The sequence below is a fragment of the Variovorax sp. SPNA7 genome (assembly GCF_033807855.1).
In the GTDB taxonomy this organism is placed as follows: domain Bacteria; phylum Pseudomonadota; class Gammaproteobacteria; order Burkholderiales; family Burkholderiaceae_C; genus Variovorax; species Variovorax beijingensis.
The window spans coordinates 1,161,063-1,181,279 of record NZ_CP138514.1 but is presented as its reverse complement, the minus strand read 5'-3'; the positions used below and the strand labels follow the sequence as shown (position 1 = coordinate 1,181,279).

The 20,217-nt window shown below is 69.5% G+C and carries 11 protein-coding genes; 8 read left to right on the top strand and 3 right to left on the bottom strand.

What is annotated here, in order from left to right:
* The first annotated feature begins 75 nt into the window (after window positions 1-75).
* From RZE77_RS33295 to RZE77_RS33275, 5 genes are all read left to right on the top strand, one after another.
* Complete coding sequence (locus RZE77_RS33295) at window positions 76-1,554, top strand: FAD-binding oxidoreductase (RefSeq protein ID WP_319442935.1); 1,479 nt, start codon at window positions 76-78, stop codon at window positions 1,552-1,554.
* A gap of 16 nt (window positions 1,555-1,570) precedes the next feature.
* Window positions 1,571-2,929: an adenylosuccinate lyase gene (purB, locus tag RZE77_RS33290; RefSeq protein ID WP_319442934.1), complete on the top strand. Its 1,359-nt coding sequence runs from the start codon at window positions 1,571-1,573 to the stop codon at window positions 2,927-2,929.
* Between the two features lie 70 nt (window positions 2,930-2,999).
* Entirely contained in the window at window positions 3,000-4,004 is a 1,005-nt protein-coding gene (locus RZE77_RS33285) for a Bug family tripartite tricarboxylate transporter substrate binding protein (RefSeq protein WP_319442933.1), read from the top strand.
* Window positions 4,001-4,870 (top strand): sulfurtransferase, encoded by an 870-nt coding sequence (locus RZE77_RS33280; protein ID WP_319442932.1) that lies wholly within the window; start codon window positions 4,001-4,003, stop codon window positions 4,868-4,870. Before RZE77_RS33285 ends, RZE77_RS33280 begins: the two co-directional genes overlap by 4 nt.
* Window positions 4,871-4,898: 28 nt before the next feature.
* Window positions 4,899-7,226, top strand: coding sequence for a molybdopterin-dependent oxidoreductase (locus RZE77_RS33275; protein ID WP_319442931.1), 2,328 nt, complete (start codon window positions 4,899-4,901; stop codon window positions 7,224-7,226).
* Here RZE77_RS33275 and RZE77_RS33270 read toward each other — a convergent pair.
* From RZE77_RS33270 to RZE77_RS33260, 3 genes are all read right to left on the bottom strand, one after another.
* On the bottom strand, window positions 7,201-8,847 hold the full coding sequence (locus RZE77_RS33270) for a serine hydrolase (protein ID WP_319442930.1): 1,647 nt from the start codon (window positions 8,845-8,847) through the stop codon (window positions 7,201-7,203). The genes RZE77_RS33275 and RZE77_RS33270 overlap by 26 nt on opposite strands.
* A 33-nt stretch (window positions 8,848-8,880) precedes the next feature.
* On the bottom strand, window positions 8,881-14,946 hold the full coding sequence (locus RZE77_RS33265) for an autotransporter outer membrane beta-barrel domain-containing protein (RefSeq protein ID WP_319442929.1): 6,066 nt from the start codon (window positions 14,944-14,946) through the stop codon (window positions 8,881-8,883).
* A 245-nt stretch (window positions 14,947-15,191) separates the two neighbouring features.
* A complete protein-coding gene (locus tag RZE77_RS33260) occupies window positions 15,192-16,064 on the bottom strand; it encodes a sterol desaturase family protein (RefSeq protein WP_319442928.1) in 873 nt (290 codons plus the stop codon).
* Window positions 16,065-16,295: 231 nt separating this feature from the next.
* On the opposite strand from RZE77_RS33260, the gene RZE77_RS33255 reads away from it, so the two are divergent.
* The 3 genes from RZE77_RS33255 to RZE77_RS33245 all read left to right on the top strand — a co-directional run bounded on the left by RZE77_RS33255 (window position 16,296) and on the right by RZE77_RS33245 (window position 20,155).
* Window positions 16,296-17,012 (top strand): response regulator transcription factor, encoded by a 717-nt coding sequence (locus RZE77_RS33255; RefSeq protein ID WP_319434686.1) that lies wholly within the window; start codon window positions 16,296-16,298, stop codon window positions 17,010-17,012.
* 60 nt (window positions 17,013-17,072) lie between these two features.
* Window positions 17,073-18,893 (top strand): ATP-binding response regulator, encoded by a 1,821-nt coding sequence (locus RZE77_RS33250; RefSeq protein ID WP_319442927.1) that lies wholly within the window; start codon window positions 17,073-17,075, stop codon window positions 18,891-18,893.
* A gap of 86 nt (window positions 18,894-18,979) precedes the next feature.
* On the top strand, window positions 18,980-20,155 hold the full coding sequence (locus RZE77_RS33245; RefSeq protein WP_319442926.1) for an Ig-like domain-containing protein: 1,176 nt from the start codon (window positions 18,980-18,982) through the stop codon (window positions 20,153-20,155).
* Window positions 20,156-20,217: the final 62 nt, after the last annotated feature.

The following is a 20,217-nucleotide window of genomic DNA, read 5'->3' as shown; positions in this document are numbered from 1 at the left end:
ATGAAATACTGCAAATCGATAAAGAGACATTCCTGCCCTCGTGCCAGCTTGCCGAGAAGCCCATCCGCCTTCTGCATGACCGTGACCATCGACATTCCCGCCGCCCCGGCCACCGACGCGCTCGCCCAGACGCTGTCCGGCATCGTGGGCGCTGCCCACGTGCTGACGGCCGCCGCCGACATGGCCCGCTACGAGGCCGAGTGGCGCCGCACCTATCCCGGCAGCGCACGCGCGGTGGTGCGCCCGGCCAACACCGGCGAGGTGTCGCGCGTGGTCGCAGCCTGTGCGGCCGCAGGCGTGTCCGTCGTGCCGCAGGGCGGCAACACCGGCCTGGTCGGCGGCTCAACGCCCGACGACTCGGGGACCGAGGTGGTGCTGAGCCTCGACCGCATGCGCGCCGTGCGCCGCGCGGATCCGCTGGACAACACGCTCACGCTCGAGGCCGGCTGCACCGTGCTGGAGGCGCAGGCCGCGGCCGAGGTGGCGGGCCGCCTGTTCCCGCTCTCGCTGGCCTCCGAAGGCAGCGCGACGGTGGGCGGCGTGGTCTCGACCAACGCGGGCGGCGAGCAGGTGCTACGCTACGGCAACACGCGCGAGCTGGTGCTGGGCCTGGAGGTGGTGCTGGCCGACGGCCGCGTGCTCGACCTGCTGGGCGCGCTGCGCAAGGACAACACCGGCTACGACCTGAAGCAGCTCTTCATCGGCGGCGAGGGCACGCTGGGCATCGTGACGGCCGTCACCTTCAAGCTCTTTTCAAGGCCGCGCCAGGTGGTCACGGCCTGGGCCGCGGTGCGCGACCCGCAGGCCGCCGTGGCGCTGCTGTCGCGCCTGACCGATGCGGTGGGCGAGCGCGTGACCGCCTTCGAGCTGATCGGCGAGGAGCCGCTGGGCCTGGTGCTGCGGCATGGCACGCCCGGCATGCGCGCGCCGCTCGGTAGCGCGAGCCCCTGGTCGGTGCTGCTCGATGTGTCGGAGGTTTCCACGAGCCTGGACCTGCGGCCCGCGGTGGAAGAGGTGCTGGGCGTCGCAATGGAAAACGGCCTGGTGCCGGATGCCGCACTCGCCGCTTCCGACAGCCAGGCCCACGCCTTCTGGGCACTGCGCGAGCACATCCCCGAGGCCCAGCGGCTCGAAGGCCCGTCGATCAAGCACGACATCGCCGTCGCCATTTCGCGCATTCCCGACTTCATCGACGAGGCCGGCGCGGCGCTGCAGCAGCTGATGCCCGGCATCCGCATCGTCTGCTTCGGCCACGTGGGCGACGGCAACCTGCACTACAACCAGGGCAAGCCCGCCGGCATGTCCGATGCCGATTTCCGTTCGCGCGAGGAGGCGGTGCACGGCGTCGTGCATGCCACCGCCGCGCGGCTGGGCGGCTCCATCTCCGCGGAGCACGGCATCGGCCGGCAGAAGCAGGCAGCCTTCATGCACTACAAGAACCCGGCCGCGCTGGCCACCATGGCGCGGATCAAGCACGCGCTGGACCCGGCCAACACCTTCAACCCGGGCCGCATGCTGCCGCGCGCGTTCCTGGACGCCCTCCCCTCCCGCTAACACCACCAGGACCTCCATGCCCGTTTCCGTCTTCGACATGCAATCGCTCCAGCACCTCTGGGGCACCGATGAACTGCGCACCATCTTCGGCGAGGAGAACCGCATCCAGAAGTGGCTCGACTTCGAAGCCGCACTGGCTTCCGCGCAGGCCGAGCTGGGCCTCATTCCGGCCGCGGCCGCGAAAGAGATCGCGAGCAAGGCCAAGGTCGAGCACATCGACATCGCCGCGATGTCGGCCGAGATCCGCCGCATCAAGCATTCGCTGGTGCCGGCATTGAAGCAATTGCAGGCCGCTTGCTCCAAGGAAAACGGCGAATGGGTGCACTACGGCGCCACCACGCAGGACGTGGTCGACACCGGCGTGGCGCTGCAGCTCAAGGAATTCCATGCCGTGGCAATGCGCGACCTGCAGGCCGTGGCCAAGGAACTCGCCCGCCTGGCCGTGGCCCACCGCGACACGCCCATGGCGGGCCGCACGCACGGCGTGCAGGCGCTGCCGATCACCTTCGGCCACAAGTGCGCCGTGTGGCTCGACGAGCTCGGCCGCCACCACGAACGCCTGGTGCAGGCCGCACCGCGCGTGCTGGTCGGCATGCTGGCCGGCGCGGTGGGCAGCCAGGCTTCGCTGGGCCCGAAGGCGATCGAGCTCGAGGCGCTGATGCTGAAGAAGCTCGGCCTGGGTGTGCCCACGATCAGCTGGGCACCGGCGCGCGACCGCTTCACCGAATACACGGGCCTGCTCGCCATGCTGGGCGGCACACTGTCGAAGATCGGCAACGAGCTGTTCAACATGCAGCGCAACGAGTTCGGCGAGGTCGAGGAAGGTTTCTCCGAAGGCAAGCTGGGCTCGTCCACCATGCCGCACAAGCGCAACCCGACCTCGGCCGAGAACCTGGCCGGCCTCTCGCGTCCGCTGCGCTACAACGCCGCGATGATGGTCGAGGGCATGGTGCAGGAGGGCGAGCGCGACGGCATCGCCTGGAAGATGGAATGGAAGGCCCTGCCCGAGTGCTGCCTGATCGCCGGTGCCATGCTGTTCCAGGCCAGGAACCTGCTCGCGGGCCTGAAGGTGAATGCCGACGTGATGGCCGCCAACCTCGACCGCATGCGCGGCTACCTGCTGTCGGAACGCGTGATGCTGGAACTGTCGGAGCGCGTCGGCAAGCAGACCGCGCACGAATGGATCTACGAGGCCTCGATGCACGGCATCACGCAGAAGCTGAGCTTCGCCGATGCGATGCGCCAGCACGCGGGCCTCGGCCAGCTGCTCGCCGACGACGAGATCCGCGACATGACGGACCCCGCGGCCTACCTGGGCCAGTGCGGCGCTTCGGTGGACCGCGTCGTGGCCGCACAGGCGGCCTGGCTCGGCTGAACTGCGCCCCGCGGGAGTGCGCCGCACGGCAGCTCCCGCTTCACGAACAAATACAGACAGGAGACATGACATGCAGCACACCATCGCCCCGATCCGTCGCCATCTGCGTGCCCTTGCCGCACTCGCATCAGCGGCCGCCGGCCTGCTGATCCTGGCCGCACCCGCCGCGCACGCCGCCTACCCCGAGCAGCCCGTCAAGCTCGTGGTCGGTTTTCCGCCCGGCGGTGGCGGCGACCTGTACGGGCGCCTCATCGCCAACGCCATGGGCAAGACGCTCGGGCAGACCGTGGTGGTCGACAACCGCGCCGGCGCCGGCGGCAACATCGCCGCCGACATCGTGGCCAAGTCCAAGCCCGACGGCTACACGATCCTGCTGGCCATGAGCGGCAACCTGGCGGTCTCGCCTGCCATGAAGCCGCAGAGCCTTCCCTACAAGGTGCCCGAGGACTTCGCCGCCATCGGCCTGATCCTGGAGGCGCCGCACGGCCTGTTCGTCAGCCAGGCTTCGCGCTTCAAGACCGCACGCGAGCTGCTCGATGCCGCGAAGACGCAGAAGCTGAGCTTCGCCTCCACCGGCACCGGCGGCGCCGCGCACATCGGCATGGAAATGGTCAAGCAGAAGGCCGGCGTGGAGATGCTGCACGTGCCCTACAAGGGCTCTGGCCCGGCCATCACCGACATGATGGGCGGCCAGGTCGACAGCTTCTTTGCCACCGCATCGCCGCTGGTCGGCCAGGTGCGCCAGGGCCAGCTGCGGCTGCTCGCGATCACGGGTGAAAAGCGCAACCCGGCGATCCCCGAGGTGCCGACCTTCAAGGAGCTGGGCGTGAACGTGCCGGTGACGCAGTGGTACGGCCTGGTGGCGCCCGCCGGCACGCCGCAGGCGGTGGTCAAGCTGCTGTCCGACCACCTCAGCCGCGCGCTGGCGACGCCGGAGGTGCGCGAGGCCATCCGCAAGGACGCCGCCACCGAACACGATCAGCCGATGGAGCGCTTTCGCAGCTTCGTCGTCGACGACATCGCGCGCTACAAGGCGGCGATCACGCCTGCGCTGATGAAGGAAATCGCCCAATGAACCCCATGACCCACGACACCCTGATTTCCGCCGCGCAACTGGCCGAGGCGCTGCGCAGTGCGCATCCACCATTGGTGCTGGACTGCAGCTTCGAGCTGACGAATCTCGATGCCGGCCAGCAGGCCTACAACGCAGGCCACATTCCCGGTGCGTTCTACCTGCACCTGGAGCATGCGCTCTCGGCCGAGAAGACCGGCCGCAACGGCCGTCATCCGCTGCCCACGCGCGAAGCCTTCGCCCGCACCATGGCCGCGATCGGCGTGAGCAACGACACCCAGGTGGTGGCCTGCGACAACGCAGCAGGCATGTACGCGGCGCGCCTGTGGTGGATGCTGCGCTGGGCCGGGCACCGCGCGGTGGCCGTGCTCGACGGCGGCATCGCGGCCTGGAAAGCCGCCGGGTATGCGGTGTCGACCGAGGCGTCGCCCGCACGGCCGACCGGCAACTTCTCACTGCGCGAACCGCTGGTCACGACGCTGTCCTACGAAGAGGTGCGCGCCAACATCGAGAGCCGGCACAGGCTCGTGCTCGACGCCCGCGCGCCCGACCGCTTCCGCGGCGAGAACGAAACGATGGACCCGGTCGGCGGCCACATTCCCGGCGCGAGGAACCGCCTGTTCAAGGACAACCTGGACGCCGACGGCCGCTTCAAGCCCGCCCGCCAGCTGCGCGCCGAGTTCGATGCCATCACCGGCGGCCGGCCCGCCGCGGAACTGGTGAACCAGTGCGGCTCGGGCGTGACCGCCTGCCACAACCTGCTGGCGATGGAAGTCGCGGGCCTGAAGGGCGCGGCGCTCTACCCCGGATCTTGGAGCGAGTGGAGCGCGCAGCCCGGCGCGCCGATCGCCACCGGCCCCGCGGCCTGACGACAGGCTACGGACACGCATCCGCACCATGCCGACCGACACGCCCATCTTCCATCCGCACAGCGCCCACTGGGGCGTGTTCCGCGCCGCCTGGGACGGCCGCACGCTCGCGGTGCAGCCGCATCCGGGCGATCCGGACCCGAACCCGCTGATCGACAATTTTCCCGATGCGCTGCGCCACCGGGCGCGCGTGACCACGCCCATGGTGCGCAAGGGCTGGCTGGAGCGCGGCCCCGGGCCCGATCCGATGCGCGGCCGGGACGCGTACGTGGCCCTGCCCTGGAACGAGGTGCTCGACCGGCTGGCCGCGGAACTGCGGCGCGTGAAGGAGCGGCACGGCGCCGGCGCGGTCTTCGGCGGCTCCTACGGCTGGTCGAGCGCGGGGCGCTTCCACCATGCGCAGAGCCAGGTGCACCGCTTCCTCAACACCACGCTCGGCGGCTACGTGCGCTCGGTCAACAGCTACAGCGCCGGCGCCTCGGGCCCGATGCTGCCGCACATCCTCGGCTCGATGGAAGAGGTGGCGCGCCGCAACGTGACCTGGGAGCAGATCGTCGCGCACACCGACGTGGTGCTGGCCTTCGGCGGCATGGCGCTGAAGAACTCGCGCGTGGCCTCGGGCGGCATCAGCCGCCACGTCGAGCGCAGTGCCATGCGCGAAGCGGCGGCGCGCGGCTGCCGCTTCGTCTGCATCAGCCCGCTCAGGAGCGACCTGCCCGAGGAGGCGCAGTTCGAATGGCTCGCCGCCAGGCCCAACACCGACACGGCGCTGATGCTGGCCCTGGTGCACCAGATCGTCAGCGACGGTGCGCACGACCGCGAATTCATCGCCCGCTGCTGCGACGGCTGGGCCGCGTTCGAGGAGTACCTGATGGGCCGCAGCGACGGCGTGCCCAAGAGCTGCGCCTGGGCCGCGCCGATCTGCGACCTGCCCGCGCAGCAGCTCGTCGACCTCGCCCGCTCGCTCGTCGGCAGGCGCACGCTGGTGGTCGTGTCGCACTCGCTGCAGCGCGCCGAGCACGGCGAGCAGCCGGTCTGGATGGGCGCGGTGCTGGCCGCGGCGCTGGGCCAGCTGGGCTTGCCCGGCGGCGGCTACAACTACGCGCTGGGCACGCTCGCGCACTACGGCAAGCGCAACAACGCGGTGCCGGCGGCCGCGCTGCCGCAGGGCAGCAACGGCGTGAAGGAGTTCATTCCGGTCGCGCGCATCAGCGACATGCTGCTCAACCCGGGCCAGCCCTTCGACTACAACGGCCAGCGCCTGAGCTATCCGCACGTCCGCCTGGCCTACTGGGCAGGCGGCAACCCGTTCCACCACCACCAGGACCTCGCGCGGCTGGCCGAGGCCTTCCGCACCCTCGACACCTTCGTCGTGCACGAGATCGCCTGGACCGCGACCGCGCGCCATGCCGACATCGTGCTGCCCAGCACCATGACGCTGGAGCGCGAGGACATCGGCGCCACGCCCACCGATCCGATGGTGGTGGCGATGCACCGCATCGCCGAGCCGCACGGCCTGGCGCGCGACGACTACGACATCTTCTGCGCGCTGGCCGAACGGCTCGGCGCGCTCGAGGCCTTCAGCGAGGGCCGCACGACGCGCGAATGGCTGGCCCACCTGTACGAACGCACCCGCACCGGGCTCGAGGCGCTGGGCCTGGAAGCACCGGACTTCGAGACCTTCTGGCAGCGCGGCGAACTCATGCTGCCGCAGCGCGACGACGACGGCGGCATGCTGCGCGCCTTCCGCAACGACCCCGTCGGCGCGCCGCTGCCCACGCCGAGCGGCAAGGTGCAGGTCAGTTCGCCGACGGTCGCCGCCTTCGGCTATGCCGACTGCCCCGGCCACCCGGCCTGGCTCGCGCCGAAGTTCGCGCCCAGCGCCGAGCATCCGCTGTGGCTGGTCGCCAACCAGCCGCACACCAAGCTGCACAGCCAGCTCGACTTCGGTGCCCACAGCCAGGCCAGCAAGCGCCGGGGCCGCGAGGTCTGCACGCTGCACCCGGTGGCCGCCGCGGCGCGCGGCATCGCGGAAGGCGACATCGTGCGGCTCTTCAACGAGATCGGCGCCTGCCTGGCCAGCGCGCACCTGAGTGCCGACATGCGCGAAGACGTGGTGCAACTGCCGACCGGCGCCTGGTACGACCGGGCAGTGGACGACCAGGGCCGCCCGATGTGCGCGCACGGCAACCCCAACGTGCTGACGCGCGACATCGGCACCTCGTCGCTTGCGCAAGGCTGCGCGGGTCAGCTCAGCACGGTGCAGGTCGAACGCTACGACGGCGCGCTGCCGCCGATCCGGGCGTTCGAGCCGCCGGCACCGCACCAGGTCATGGCTGCAGAGCCGTCCGCGTGAACACGCCGTGCGTGGTGTCCTCGGCGTAGAACTCCATCTGCACGCTGTCCGACAGGCCCGAGACGCCGGGCTTGAAATCGATTCTCGAAATGGACCCCGGCGTGGCGCTCTCGCCCGACAGGTCGATGACGAAGGTGTTGCCGCTCCAGTGGCGCAGCGCAAAGCGCCTGGCGCCGCCCGGCCCCATCTTCAGGACCAGGCCGCTGCCGGCGGTTTCCACCACGGCATTGCCGTAGTAGTTGTTGGCGTAGATGCCGGTGTAGGCGTTGCTGCCCAGGGGCGCGACGGGTTGCGCTGGCGGCGGCTGCCCGGCCAGCGTGCCCTCTGGCGCGTACAGGCCCTGCATCAGCGGCGCATAGGCCTCGTACCAATCCCGCGTGAGCGCACCGAACTCGACCAGGTCGTCGAAGGCGGCGTTCATGGCCTCGGCGGCGCCCACCGGCGCCGCGTTGGTGAGCGTGACGATGCCGACACCGGCCGACGGAATCATCGAGAAGGCCGTGCCCGCTCCCAGCAGGAAGGCCCCCGAATGCGAGAGCTTGACCCGCCCCGACGGCGAGGTCCCGACATTGAAGCCATAGCCGTAGAAGCCCGCGCGCTCGTTCGGGTTGCGCGAAGGCGACGAGACGATCTGCGCGCTGGTCGCGGGCAGCAAGGCCTCGGCCTTGACCACCGGGCGGCCCTGGAAGCTGCCCTGCTGCAGGACCATCGACATCCAGCGCGCCATGTCGTTGGCGCTGGCGCTCACGCCACCGGCCGGCGACTGCGCATCGGGGTCCCGCTGGTACTGTGCCTGGTAGCCTGCATCGGTCTTCACATGCGGCGAGGCGCGGTTGCCGCGCTGCATGAAATCGGCGAAGCGGGAGCTCGTCGACGCCATGCCCAGCGGCTGGTAGAGCGTGCGCTCGGACAGCGTCGCCCAGTCGAGCCCGGCCGCCCTGGCCGCCGCTTCGGCCCCGGCCGTGAGGCCGAAGTTCGTGTAGGCGTAGCGGGTCCTGAAGCCATCGAGCGGCACGTAGCGCAGGCGCTCCAGCATGTCCTGGCGTCCGTAGCCCAGGTCTTCGAGCTGATCGCCGACGTGCGCCGAAAGCCCCGAGCGATGCGCGAAGAAATCGCCCACCGTCACCTGCTGCGTGATCCAGTCGTCCGACAGCCTGAAGCCGGGCAAGTGCGTGGCGACGGGCGTGTCCCAGGACAGCACCTCCCTGCCCACGAGCCCCGCCACCACGGTCGCGCCGACGGACTTCGACAGCGATGCGAGCTGGAACACGGTGTCCGCATCGACCGGCTCGGGCGCGCCGACCGTTCGCAGCCCGAAGCCCTTGGCGTACACCGTCCGGCCGTCCTTCACCACGGCCACGGCCATGCCCGGAATGTTGGAGCGGCGCATGATGTCGGCCGCCAACTGGTCGAGCTTGGCCACGGCGGCATCGATCTGCGCCGGTGGTATGGCCACTGCGTAGGTTTCCGAAGGCGACGCGGCAGCAACCGGCACGGAACCGGCAACCACCGGCACGAACACCGCCGGGCCATCGCTGCCGCCGGCGCAGCCGCCCAGTGCCAGGACGGCACCCAGGGCGGCGGTCCACCATCCCTTGCGGACCGTGTCTCTTGCAATCATCGAATCTCCAGACGTCGTTGCACCATCGCGTTGTCAGAAATGCCGGGCCAGCCGGAGCGTCCCGCTTTGATCAACATAGCCCCTGGCGCCGCGCCGGCGGTATTCGGCACGCAGTTCCCAGCCGGCCCGCGTCAGAAGCTCGAGGCCGAAGGTCGCATCGCCGTAGGTCTTCGGGAGAGACGTCGTGACCTGGAACGGCTCCATCGGAAACTCCGCCAGGCTGATGCGTGCCTTGGCATCGCCATTCATCACGGAGCTGACGCCCAATGCCAGGTAGGGGCGCAAGCTGCCGCCTCCGGCCAGATCGATACGGCCGCCGACCTCGGCGCTCAGCGTGGCCATCACCGAGCTGCGTCCACTCGATCTGTAGGCCAGGTCGAAAAGGCCGGCGCCGGTCTCGCGGTAGGCCCTGCTGCGGTCGTAGACCACGTCGAGGTCGGCAAAGGGCTTGATGTACCAGTCGCCGAAGGCGATCTGGTGGGAGGCGCGGACACGGCCTCCCAGGAACCAGGCGTCCGGCTTGCCCGTGGCGGTGCCGGAGTATCCGGGCAGGACGATGCGGCGCTTCAGCGTCGAGTGCTCGGCACCGCCGAACAGCGCCCCGGCAAATTGCCAGTTGCCGAGCTGCCGTTTCAAGGTGATGCCGCCTTGCAGGCTGTCGCTGGCGGCCGTCACGCTCTGGTCGCTCGACGTGGTGTTGGTGTGCGCATGGTTCAGCGAGCCGCCCAAAAACCAATCGGGCGCGATCCGCTTTTGCGTGCCGACCTGGTAGGTGACCTGGCGGCTGCGATAGCCGACGTCCTCGCCCGTGGTCGCGCGGTCGGTGTGGGCGCCGAGCACCCGCCCCCAGGTGCACTCGCCTTCGGCCAGCCGGGTGCCGCTCGTCTCGCTGAAATAAGGGCAGCTCATCAGCCGGTTGAGAAACGCGTAGTTCTCCTGGCTGCGGCCGCTCGCGCGTGCCAGGGAGACGTCGGAAGCCACGGTGCCGAGGGCGCGCAGGTACGAGGGCGCATCGGCAATGCTGGTGAAGGTGCCGAACAGCGGCGCCGCCTTGACGCTGCCCGTGTTCCACAAGGTTTGCAGGTGGCCGGCCACGGCGGCCTGGTCACCGTTCAGCGCGATGCCCGCCGGCGTGAAATTGGCGTCGACCGAGACCTGCACATCGTGCCTGCCTTCGCTCATCCGCAGCGGATAGGAGAAGACCGGCGAGCGGTCGGCCACGGCCAGTGCGACCGAGCCGTCAGGGAACACCGGATCCGAATGGATGACCGTCAGCCAGGTGCCGCGCACCGGGTTGTGGGTGAGCGGCGTGACGGTCCCGCCGAAGTAGGAGGCCTCCCTGCTCGAAAGAACGTCGCTCCTCTTGTTGGCGAAGTCGAGATCGGCAGCGTAGGTGCCCGTCGAGGTCTGGTTGAACTTGCCGTAAGTCAGCCGGGTCGTCGTGAAAACGCCGGGACCGCCGGGGCTGATGGTGCCGGCATTGTTCAGCACGCCCCAGTTGATGTAGAGGTTGTCGCCGCTCTGGAAGGTGGCGCCCGCATGATTGTTGAAGGTACTGGCAAGGCCCGATCCTCGTCCGATATCGATATTGCCGGCGATCGATCCGTCGTTGTCGACCACCGTTTGCCGGTCGGACGCGATCGCCGTTCTGGCAGCGACGATGCCGGCGTTGCGGATGGTGGCGACATCCGTCGTGATGGCCAGGATGCCGATGCCTGAATCGGCATTCGCGGCCACGCTCGCGCCCTTGTCGATCGAGATGGCGACGGCACTTCCCTGCAGCGCATCGCCTGCGGCCGTGCTGCCCATGCTGATCGCCGCGATGGCCGGCGAGTTGGCGCCCATTGCCGACACTGCCGCGCCGGCGTGGAGGTTGACCGCCACGGGCCCGCCGGCATTGACGGGTGCCGAGGTATTCGAGCGCGCCGGGGTGCCCAGGAAAACGCCGCCATCCTTGAACACGGCGCCGCCGCCCAGGCTCATGGCAAGGATGGCAGGCGCATTCGCGCCCGTGGTGGCCACCACGGCGCTCGGCCGATGAACGCAGGAAGCGCCCGGCGCACAGCCGGCATTCACCGTCACCTGGCCGCCCGCGCCCACGCTGGCAGCGGCGCCGGAACGCTGCACCATGCCAAACGCGTAGTCGGCCGCAGCGGCATCGCCTGCGATGCCGCCGCCACCGCCAACGCTCTGCGCCAGCACACCGATCGCGCCGTCGCCCGTTGTCTTCAGCACGCCATTGGCCAGCACATCGACGGCGCCCCCATTGCTCGTGTCGAGCGGATAGACCTGGGAGGTGCCGCCCGACTGGGCACCATGCAGGGCGACCGTGCCGGGCCGCGTCGCCAGCCCGGCGATGCCGCCGCCGCCGCCCACGCTTTGCGCCACGATGCCATGTGCATCCTGCCCGGATGTTCGCAGCGTGCCGTCGAGCCTGACCGCGACCGCGCCGCCGGCGCCGATGGACATGCCGCGGCCGCCGAAGGTCAGCGCCGTCGCTCCGGCGTAGGCCTGGTCGGCACTGGTCAGCACCGCGTAGCCGCCGCCATTGCCCACGCTTTGCGCCAGCACGCCGAACGCCAGGCTCCCGCCGGTCGCGACCGCGCCGCCGGCAGCCACCGCGACGCTGACGTTGCCGCCGTTGGCCGGCGTGCCGAACGGCCCGCTGGTGGCGCCCAGGCTCAGGCTCGGCGTGTCGATCAGGGCCTGCACCTGCGGGCTGAACGCAAGGCTCGCGATGCCGCCACCGCCGCCCACGCTCTGCGCCATGATCCCGTGCGACAGCGTGCCCGAGGTCGTGAGGGCGCCGTTCGCGGTCACCGTGACGTCGCCGGCCTGGACGTCGGGCGTCGATCCGAAGAAGCCCGTGCTGCCCATGCTCAGGTTCCCGCCGAGCGCAATGCCGGGCGATTGCGCCTGATGGCCGGTGCCCAGGCGCGTCGCGGCGCTGCTCTCGATGCTGACCGAAGCCACCCCGCCGCCGCCGCTGATGCTTTGCGCGAGAACGCCGATCGAGTTGCTGCCTTGCGTGTCGATGGTGCCGCCGGTGGTGACGCTGACCGTCCCGCCGCTCATCGCCGCGGTGGGTTGGGAAAAATCGTTCGAGAAGGTCTTTGTCGCGCCCAGTCCGATCGATGGCGGGCCGCCGGAAAAACCGCCCGCGCCGACGAAGTAGGTCGAGACATCGGCCGTGCCGCCGCCTCCGCCGATGCTTTGCGCCAGGATGCCGGGCGAGCTGTTGCCCTGGGTCGAGATGCTGCTGCTGGCGGCCGAGGCATCGACCGTGACGCCGCCGCCCTTGCCGCTCGGGCCATCGGCGCGGCCCACGCTGACGGAAATGTTCTTGCCCAGGGACAGGCCGTGGCTCGCCAACAGGTCGAGGATGGCCGCGATCCTGTCGAGGATCTGCGGCGCGTCCGCCCCGCCCTGCTGCCGGACGACGGCGTCCAGGCTCTGGTCCGCGACCGTGCCGGCGCCGCCGCCGCCGGCGATGCTCTGTGCCAGCACGCCCGGCGAAGCGAAGCCGCTGGTGGCAATCCTGCCCGTGTTGGCGATGCTCACGCGCCCGCCATCGCCGCCGCCGCCGCCACTGCCGCCGACCGCGACGTTCACCCCGATGTCGGGCGACAGCGAGAAGGCCCCGCTCACCCCGCTGGCGGCGGCCGCCAGCATGCTGTCGATGCTCGCCAGCAGGCTCGAGACGCCTGCGGAGTGGATCGCGCCGCCCTGGCCGCCGCCACCGGCGATGCTCTGCGCCACCAGCGCCGGTGCGCTGCCGCCGCCGGTGCTGACGAGGCCGTGGTTGTCGATCCTCACGTCGCCGCCGTTGCCGCCGAAACCGCCGCTGCCGCCGACCCGCGCATCCACGGCCATCGTGAAGGAGCCCGGCTTGAATCCGGTGGGCCCTTTCTCGAGCCATTGCGCCACCTGCGTCACGGCCTCGAGGAAGGCGCTCGGCGAGCCCAGTGCCGGAGAGAAGGAATGCGCAGTCTCCTGCCGCACCGCGCCGCCGCTGCCGCCGCCCCCGCCGATGCTCTGCGCGAGCACGCCGATCGCCTGGTCCCCGCTGGTGGTGATCCGGGCCATGGCCTGGTTCGTGTGTTGGACCGTTGCCCCGGCACCGGCTCCCGCGCCGCGGCCTCCGACCGTCAGGCCGAAGCTGAGCGAGAAATCGGAGGCCCCGATCGTCGTCGGACGCAGCGGCGCCGCCGCGGTGCCGCCGTTGCCGCCACCGCCGGCGATGCTCTGCGCCAGGATGCCGTAGGCCCTGGCGCCCGTCGTCGTCAGCTGGCCGCTGGTGTCCAGCGTGATCGCGCCGCCGTTGCCGCCCGTTCCGCCTGCGCCGCCGACGGTGTGCTGGATGCTGACCGTGCCGCTCGGCAGATCGCCCAGTACCGGCGCGATCGTGGCTTGCGTCGAATCGGCGAAGGCGCCATTGCCGCCACCGCCCCCGATCGCCTGCGCGGTCACCGCGTGGCTGAGCGAGCCCGCCGTGCTGACGCTGGCGTTCTGGCCCAGCGTGAGCCCCAGGCCACCCGCCGAGCCGCCGTTGCCGCCATTGCCGCCCATGCTCACTGCAAGGTCGAACAGCGCGCCGGCGGACACCGCATGGGCCAGGCCGCCCTGGCCGCCGCCGCCGCCGATGCTCTGCAGCACCAGGCCGGACGAGGCAGCGCCGCTTGTCGCGATCGGGCCGGATACCGTCAGCGTGATGTTGCCGCCGTCGCCGCCCGCGCCGCCGCGGCCGCCAACCGCCATGGCGCCGATCACGCCCGTGCTGTCGGCCTCGCCGCCGGAGCCGCCGCCCCCGCCGATGCTTTGCAGCAGGATCGCGGCGCTGTGGTCGGCACCGGTCGTGATGCTGCCGCTGCTGTCGACGCGCAGCACGCCGCCTTGGCCGGCATTGCCGCCGTTGCCGCCCCCGACGTAGAAGATGCCGCCGCTGGTGGCGGCTGCCCCGCCGCCGCCGCCGACCGCGTGGGCAAAGATACCCGTTGAATTCAGTCCCCAGGTCGCGATCGATCCGCTGTGGTTGACCTGCACGGCGAGCGCGCCGGTGCCTCCGCCGGAACCGCCGTTGCCGCCATGCCCCGAGGCGCCGGCGGAGCCACCGACGCCACCGCTGCCGCCGATGACCGTTGCGGTGATGCCATTCGAGCCGGCACCGGTGGTCGAGATGGCGCCCGAGTTGCCGATGGTGATCCCATCCGGCGTGCCGCCGGCGCCGCCCGGATGGCCATCGCGCCAGGAGCCGTTGCCGCCGTTCGAGCCGTTGCCGCCGATGCTAGCCGCCAGAATGCCCGGCGACATCGCCCCGCTGGTCGAGATCTGTGCGCCGCTCCTGACCGTGACATGGCCGGCCGCGCCGCCGGCCGCAGCCGCCACGTCGATCGGACCGATGCCGTCGTCGGCCGGAGGAGAGTTGTGCGCGTCGCCGCCGATCGCTCGCGCGAGGATGCCGGCCGTTCTGTCGCCGCTGGCGGCGATGATCGTCCCGCCGTCCGCCGTGACGGAAACATTGCCTGCGGCCCCGCCCCGGCCCGCATTGCTGTGGCCGCCCAAGCTACCGGTGTGCAGGCCGGTTCCGCCCTGGCCGCCGCGCGATTGAGCGGCGATGCCGGCGCCCAGTTCGCTCGGGGAGCCGCCGGTGCCCGAGGCTTGCACCGAAATTGTGGCACCGCTCGTCAGCGTGACGTTGGCCCCGTCGCTCTGGCCGCCGACTCCGGCATTCCGCCTGCCGTCGAGCGTCGGCACCGCGCTCTCCTGTCCGTTGCCGCCGATGGATTGCGCCAGGACGCCATAGCCGATGCCGAAGACGGCCGTGCCCGAGAGGTTCAGCGAGACGGTGTGGCCGTCCGCGCCATTTCCATATTTGGCGCCATCCGCCCACTTGCCGCCATCGCCGCCCTTCGAAAGGGCGACGATGCCCGCACCGGCGGTGCTCACGATGGTGCTGTTTTCGATCGTGTAGGCGATGAGGCGGCTGTAGCCGCCATTGCCGCCCCAATGGTTCTGGCTGGTGCTGGACTCCTCGCCGTTGCCGCCATTGCCGCCGCTCACGTCGACCGTGATGGCCGTACCGGTGGCCCTGACATTCAAGTCCGGCTGCGTGAGGATGAAATTGTCCGTCGCAGCGCCGCCGTCACGGCCGTTGCTGGCCTCGCAGCAACCGCCATCCGCACCCCGCCGGTCCCAGAAGATCGCTCCCGTCTGCCCGAAGGCCGGTTGGCAAAGTCCCCAGCAGGCCGCACCCGTCCACACGGCCCATGCGAAGGCGCTAGCCCTCGGCTTCGCCACGCCCGCACGACCGCCCGCGGCACTGCGATCTGCGTGTGGGCCAGCGGTCATTCCATCGCCTTGCGTGCCTGGCGCGTGGTCTGGGAACTGCCGTCGGGGCTCCAGCCCGGCGGCTGCAGCAGATAGCCGGCAACCTCGGACAGGCTGCGGGCCTTGCGCAGGTCCCTGGCAATGCCGGCCCACTCATGGAAGGCGATCCGCAGCGGGTTGAAGGTCTCGATGTTCTTCGTCAGCCCGAACCGCGGCGTGAAGGTTTCCAGCGCAAACGAGCCGAACAGGCGGTCCCAGATCATCAAGGTGCCGGCGTAGTTCTTGTCGAGGTAGTCGAAGTCGCTGCCGTGATGCACGCGGTGGTGCGACGGCGTGTTGAACACGGCCTCGAAGCCGGCGGGCATCTTCTGGATCGCCTGCGTGTGGATCCAGAACTGGTAGATCAGGCTCGCCGACTGCATGAACAGGATCATCTTGGGATGAAAGCCCAAGAGCGGCATCCAGGCCCAGAACAGGAACGAGCCGCTGATCGTGCCGGTCCAGGTCTGGCGCAAGGCCACCGAGAAGTTGTATTTCTCGGAAGAGTGATGCACCGAATGCGAAGCCCAGAACCAGCGCACCTCGTGGCTGAAGCGGTGGAACCAGTAGTAGCTGAAGTCGTCCGCCAGGAAGCACAGCACCCAGGCCCACCACGCCGCGGACGGCATCGTGAAGAAGCGGTGCGCATAGAGCCAGCTCAGGAACACCAGCATGAGGCCCGCGCTGGCCAGCGCGATGGCCAGGTTGCCCATCGCCAGCAGCACGTTGGCGGCGGTGTCGCGGGCGTCGTAGAGCTCGCCGCGCACCTTGAGGGAGTACACGAGCTCGACCACCACCAGCAGCGCAAAGGCCGGGAAAGCGGCAAACATGATGTTGGGGAGATCGTTCATTTTTCCGTGCCGATCGCGCCGGTGCAGCGCACATGGATCAGGCGGCGAGCTTAGTCAGCGCCATGCAGCACGGAAATACCCGGAAACAAGTAGATGCTGTACAACAACGTTGTCGAATCAACACGAAACGCACTCGGCAGCACGGCAGTTTTGAAGCGCCGAACAGGTGCGCGAAGAACACCGTGACTTTCTTCACTTACCCCGGCGCCCGGAATCGCTAGATTCGGTGGCGTGAGTACCGACGAAACGAACCGCCCGCCCAGACACGGTGCTCCTGCCGATGCACGGCGGCCGCGGGCCATCCTGGTGGTGGACGATCACGACCTGGTGCGCCTGGGTGTGCGTGCGCTGCTGGAAGCACAGTCCTCCCCCTCGGGCGGCGAAACCGTCGAGGTCTTCGAGGCCGGCAACCTCGCCGACGCCCTGGCCCTGTACGAAAGAGTCCGCGATGCCGTCGACCTGGTGCTGCTGGACCTGGCCTTGCCCGACACCCAGGGCCTCAGCGGCCTGGTGGAATTTCGCGCGCGCTATCCGGCCGCGCGCATCGTGGCGCTCTCCGGTTCCGGCACCACCTCGCTCGCCCAGAGCACGATCGCGCAGGGGGCGCTCGGCTTGGGCGCCAGCGCCTTCCTCCCGAAGTCGGCCAACCTCAAGGAGGTGGTGAGCTTCATCCGCGCCTGCGGACTGCTCGGAAGCCACGCCATCGACGGCTCGCCCCGTCCGGCAACCACCTCGATCCGGCCCATCAAGTCCTCTCACGACCGGGCCTGGCAGGCGCTTGCACCGCGGCAGGCGCAGGTGCTCCAGTGGATATTGGAAGGCAAGACCAACAAGGAGATCGCAGAGGCCGCAAGCCTGGGCGAAGGCACCGTGAAGAACTACGTGTCGACCATCCTCCTGCTGTTCGGCGTGCGCTCCCGTGCGCAGCTGATCAGCAGCTTTCGCTAAGCTCCGCCCGTACGGAGCGAACACACAGGCGGGGATTCCACCCTGCAGGGAGGCAATTCGATGAGCGACATCGTGTCGAAGCATCTGGCCGTCGATGCCGCGCTGGGCCTGCGCATACTGCGCGAGCATGTGGCGTCGGTCTACGCCGGCCACAGCACGGCGATCCTGGCCCATTTCGGCTTTGCCGTCGCGCTGGCCATCTTCAGCTACGCGCGTCTCGACTATCCATGGTTGATGTTGTGGCTGCTCGTCCTTGCGGCCGTGGACCTGTACGCCTTGCTCGCACCGCGCTGGACCCCGGCCACGCCGATGGCCGACAGCCCCTATTGGGCGCGCAAGTACGCTCGCCTGGTCACCATGGTCAGCGTCGCCACGGCGCCGGCGCCCCTGTTCCTCGTGTCGACGACGGACCTGGTCATGACCACCGTCTTCACGGTGGTCATCATCGGCAGCTGGACACGCGCGGTGCAGGCGCGATGGCCTCTGAAGCCGGCCATGTTCGGATACGGCATTCCCATGATGACGGGCCTCATTGCCGCGCTGGTCTGGCATGGCAGTGCGCTGAACTGGTTTCTCGCCGCCTTCGGAACCGTCAACCTGGTGCTCACCTTCCGCGCCGGGTTGCAGGAGAACCGGCGCCTGACCGAATCGCTGCTCCTGCGCTTCGAGAACGAGGCCCTGGCCGCTCGCCTGAGCGAGCAGATCGCGGCCACCGAGCGCGCCAGCGCCGAGAAGACCCGCTTCCTGGCCACCGCCAGCCACGACCTGCGCCAGCCGATGCACGCCATCGCATTGTTCGGTGCCGCGCTGGAGAACGCACTGGAAGGCCGCCCCGAGGTGAAGAATGCCGAGCGCCTGATGCGCGCGGTCGACACCCTGGGCGCCTCGCTCAACACCATGCTCGATATCTCGCGCCTCGACGCGGGGGTGGTGGTTCCCGATCCATGCGCACTGGAACTCGATGCGCTGTTCCGTCCGCTCAACCACACCTTCTCGGCGCAGGCCGACCAGAAGAACCTGCAGCTGCGCATTCGTGCCAGTGGGCTGTGGGTGCGCAGCGACCCGCAGCTCCTGTACCGCATGCTCTCCAACCTGGTCGACAACGCGTTGAAGTACACGCAGCAAGGCGGCGTGACCGTGACGGCACTTGCGCGCGGCGATCTTGTGTGGATCGAAGTGCGCGACACCGGCCTCGGCATTGCGCCCGCGCAGCTGGAACGCATCTTCGAGGAGTTCTACCAGATCGGCAATCCGGGGCGCGACCGCTCACGCGGCCTGGGCATCGGGTTGTCGATCGTGCAGCGCTTGTCGCGTCTTCTCGCGCATCCGGTGCAGGTGCGCTCGCGTCCGGGCCGCGGCACCTGCTTTCGCCTGGTGGTTCCGGCGGCCAAGGCATCGCTCGATGCGCCCGCGGATCTTCTGCTTCAGGATCTCGAGTCGCCCGTGCGGCATCGCTTCACGATGCCCGATCTGCGCGGGCCCGTCCTGCTGATCGACGACGAGTCCGAGATCCGTGAAGCCATGACGGCGCTGCTGCAAGGCTATTCGCTCGACGTGGTGGCCGTGGCCAACGAAGCCGCCGCGGTCGAAGCATTGGCGCACCCTGATGCGCAAGCCAGGCCCTTCGCACTGCTGCTGTGCGACTACCGGTTGGCCGACGGTGTGGACGGACTCGATGTCGGGCAGCGCCTGCGCGAACGCTTTCGGCTCGATGCGCCGCTGCTTCTGATCACCGGCGAGACTGCGCCCGAGCGGCTGCAGCGCGTACGCGCCTCGGGCGTGCCGGTGCTGTTCAAGCCCGTGAGCGCTGCAACGCTCCTGCAAGCCATGGCCGAACTCGCGCCTGCAAGCGACCGGCGCGCGCATCGGCGCGACAAGTGACTTTAGGCACTATGGGGTCTTCTTCGCTTCTCCTAAATTGACGCGGGGCCGGATCCCGGCCTTTGACACTCAACAGGGAGAATCGTATGAAGAAGAATCCATGGGCAATGGGTGCGGTGGCCGTGGCCGTCGCAGCGGTGGTGGTGGCATGCGGCGGGGGCGGTTCGGGCGGCGGCGGCTTTGCAGGCGGTCTTCCTGCCGGTGCGGGTACGCCCGGCGCGGGTACTCCAGGCGCAGGCACCCCCGGTGGCGGCACGGGCAGCCCCGCCGGTACCGCACCCGTGGCAGCCAATGACAGCGCCAGCGGCCAGGCCGGTGCCAGCGTCACCATCAACGTGCTCGACAACGACCAGGATGCCGACGGCAACCTCGACCGCAATTCGGTGCGCTTCGTGCAGCCGCCGGCCGGCGCCACCTTGTCCGCCGACGGGCGCAGCCTGCAGGTGCCCAACGAAGGAAGCTGGCAGGTCGGCAGCGACGGGGCGGTAGTCTTCGCTCCCGCGAGCGGCTTCACCGGCAGCCCGACGGTGGTCAGCTACACCGTGTCCGATGCCACCGGGCTCACGTCCTCGGCCGCGACGATCACGGTCACCGTCGCGGTGGCATCGGCCACCAGTTCGGCAGCCTGCTTTAACGAGGGGTTCTTCCGGACGGGAACGATCATGGATCTCGAACACACCGTCAGCGGGGATGGCGCGACGCCGCCTCGGCGCACGGTGAGGACCGTCACGGGACCCAAGGAGTTCAATGGCGCGGCGACCGTGGAGACGAAGTACGATTTCTACGGGGACGACGGCAGCCATGCAGGGACCAACATGGACTACAACGCCATTCAGGACGGCTTCCTGCTGTTCTACGGCATGACCAGCAGCAACGTCCGCCAGACGATGAGCCCGCCGAGTCGGCAGCCGATCGCCATGGAGCCCGGACAGACCTACGAGTTCACCTACACCGCCAAGAACGAATACGCCGACCACGTCGAAGAAAACACGACGACGAAGTCCTACACCTACGTGGGCCGCGAGACCCTCCAGAGTGCTGTGGGAACCTTCGCGGCCTGCAAGTTCACCTCGCATGGGGTGACCACTGTCACCACTCCTACGCCCATGACACAGACCTTCGACCTGGTCTACTGGGTTGCCGCGGAGGGCCCGTATCGGGGGTTTGCGCTGCGCACGGAGGCTATGAGCCAGTACCCGAATGCACCCACGATCCATCAAGTGGTACAGACCACCAAGATCAGCGTCTTCGACATCAAGTGAGGTCCTGCGGCTGCTGCGAGCCGGACAACCCGCAGCGGCGCAAGAAGTGACTTTAGACACTG

Coding starts and splice junctions, on each gene's coding strand:
- RZE77_RS33275 (WP_319442931.1), top strand. CDS start 4,899: ATGCCGACCGACACGCCCATCTTCCATCCGCACAGCGCCCACTGGGGC.
- RZE77_RS33295 (WP_319442935.1), top strand. CDS start 76: ATGACCGTGACCATCGACATTCCCGCCGCCCCGGCCACCGACGCGCTC.
- RZE77_RS33250 (WP_319442927.1), top strand. CDS start 17,073: ATGAGCGACATCGTGTCGAAGCATCTGGCCGTCGATGCCGCGCTGGGC.
- RZE77_RS33285 (WP_319442933.1), top strand. CDS start 3,000: ATGCAGCACACCATCGCCCCGATCCGTCGCCATCTGCGTGCCCTTGCC.
- purB (WP_319442934.1), top strand. CDS start 1,571: ATGCCCGTTTCCGTCTTCGACATGCAATCGCTCCAGCACCTCTGGGGC.
- RZE77_RS33270 (WP_319442930.1), bottom strand. CDS start 8,847: ATGATTGCAAGAGACACGGTCCGCAAGGGATGGTGGACCGCCGCCCTG.
- RZE77_RS33260 (WP_319442928.1), bottom strand. CDS start 16,064: ATGAACGATCTCCCCAACATCATGTTTGCCGCTTTCCCGGCCTTTGCG.
- RZE77_RS33245 (WP_319442926.1), top strand. CDS start 18,980: ATGAAGAAGAATCCATGGGCAATGGGTGCGGTGGCCGTGGCCGTCGCA.
- RZE77_RS33280 (WP_319442932.1), top strand. CDS start 4,001: ATGAACCCCATGACCCACGACACCCTGATTTCCGCCGCGCAACTGGCC.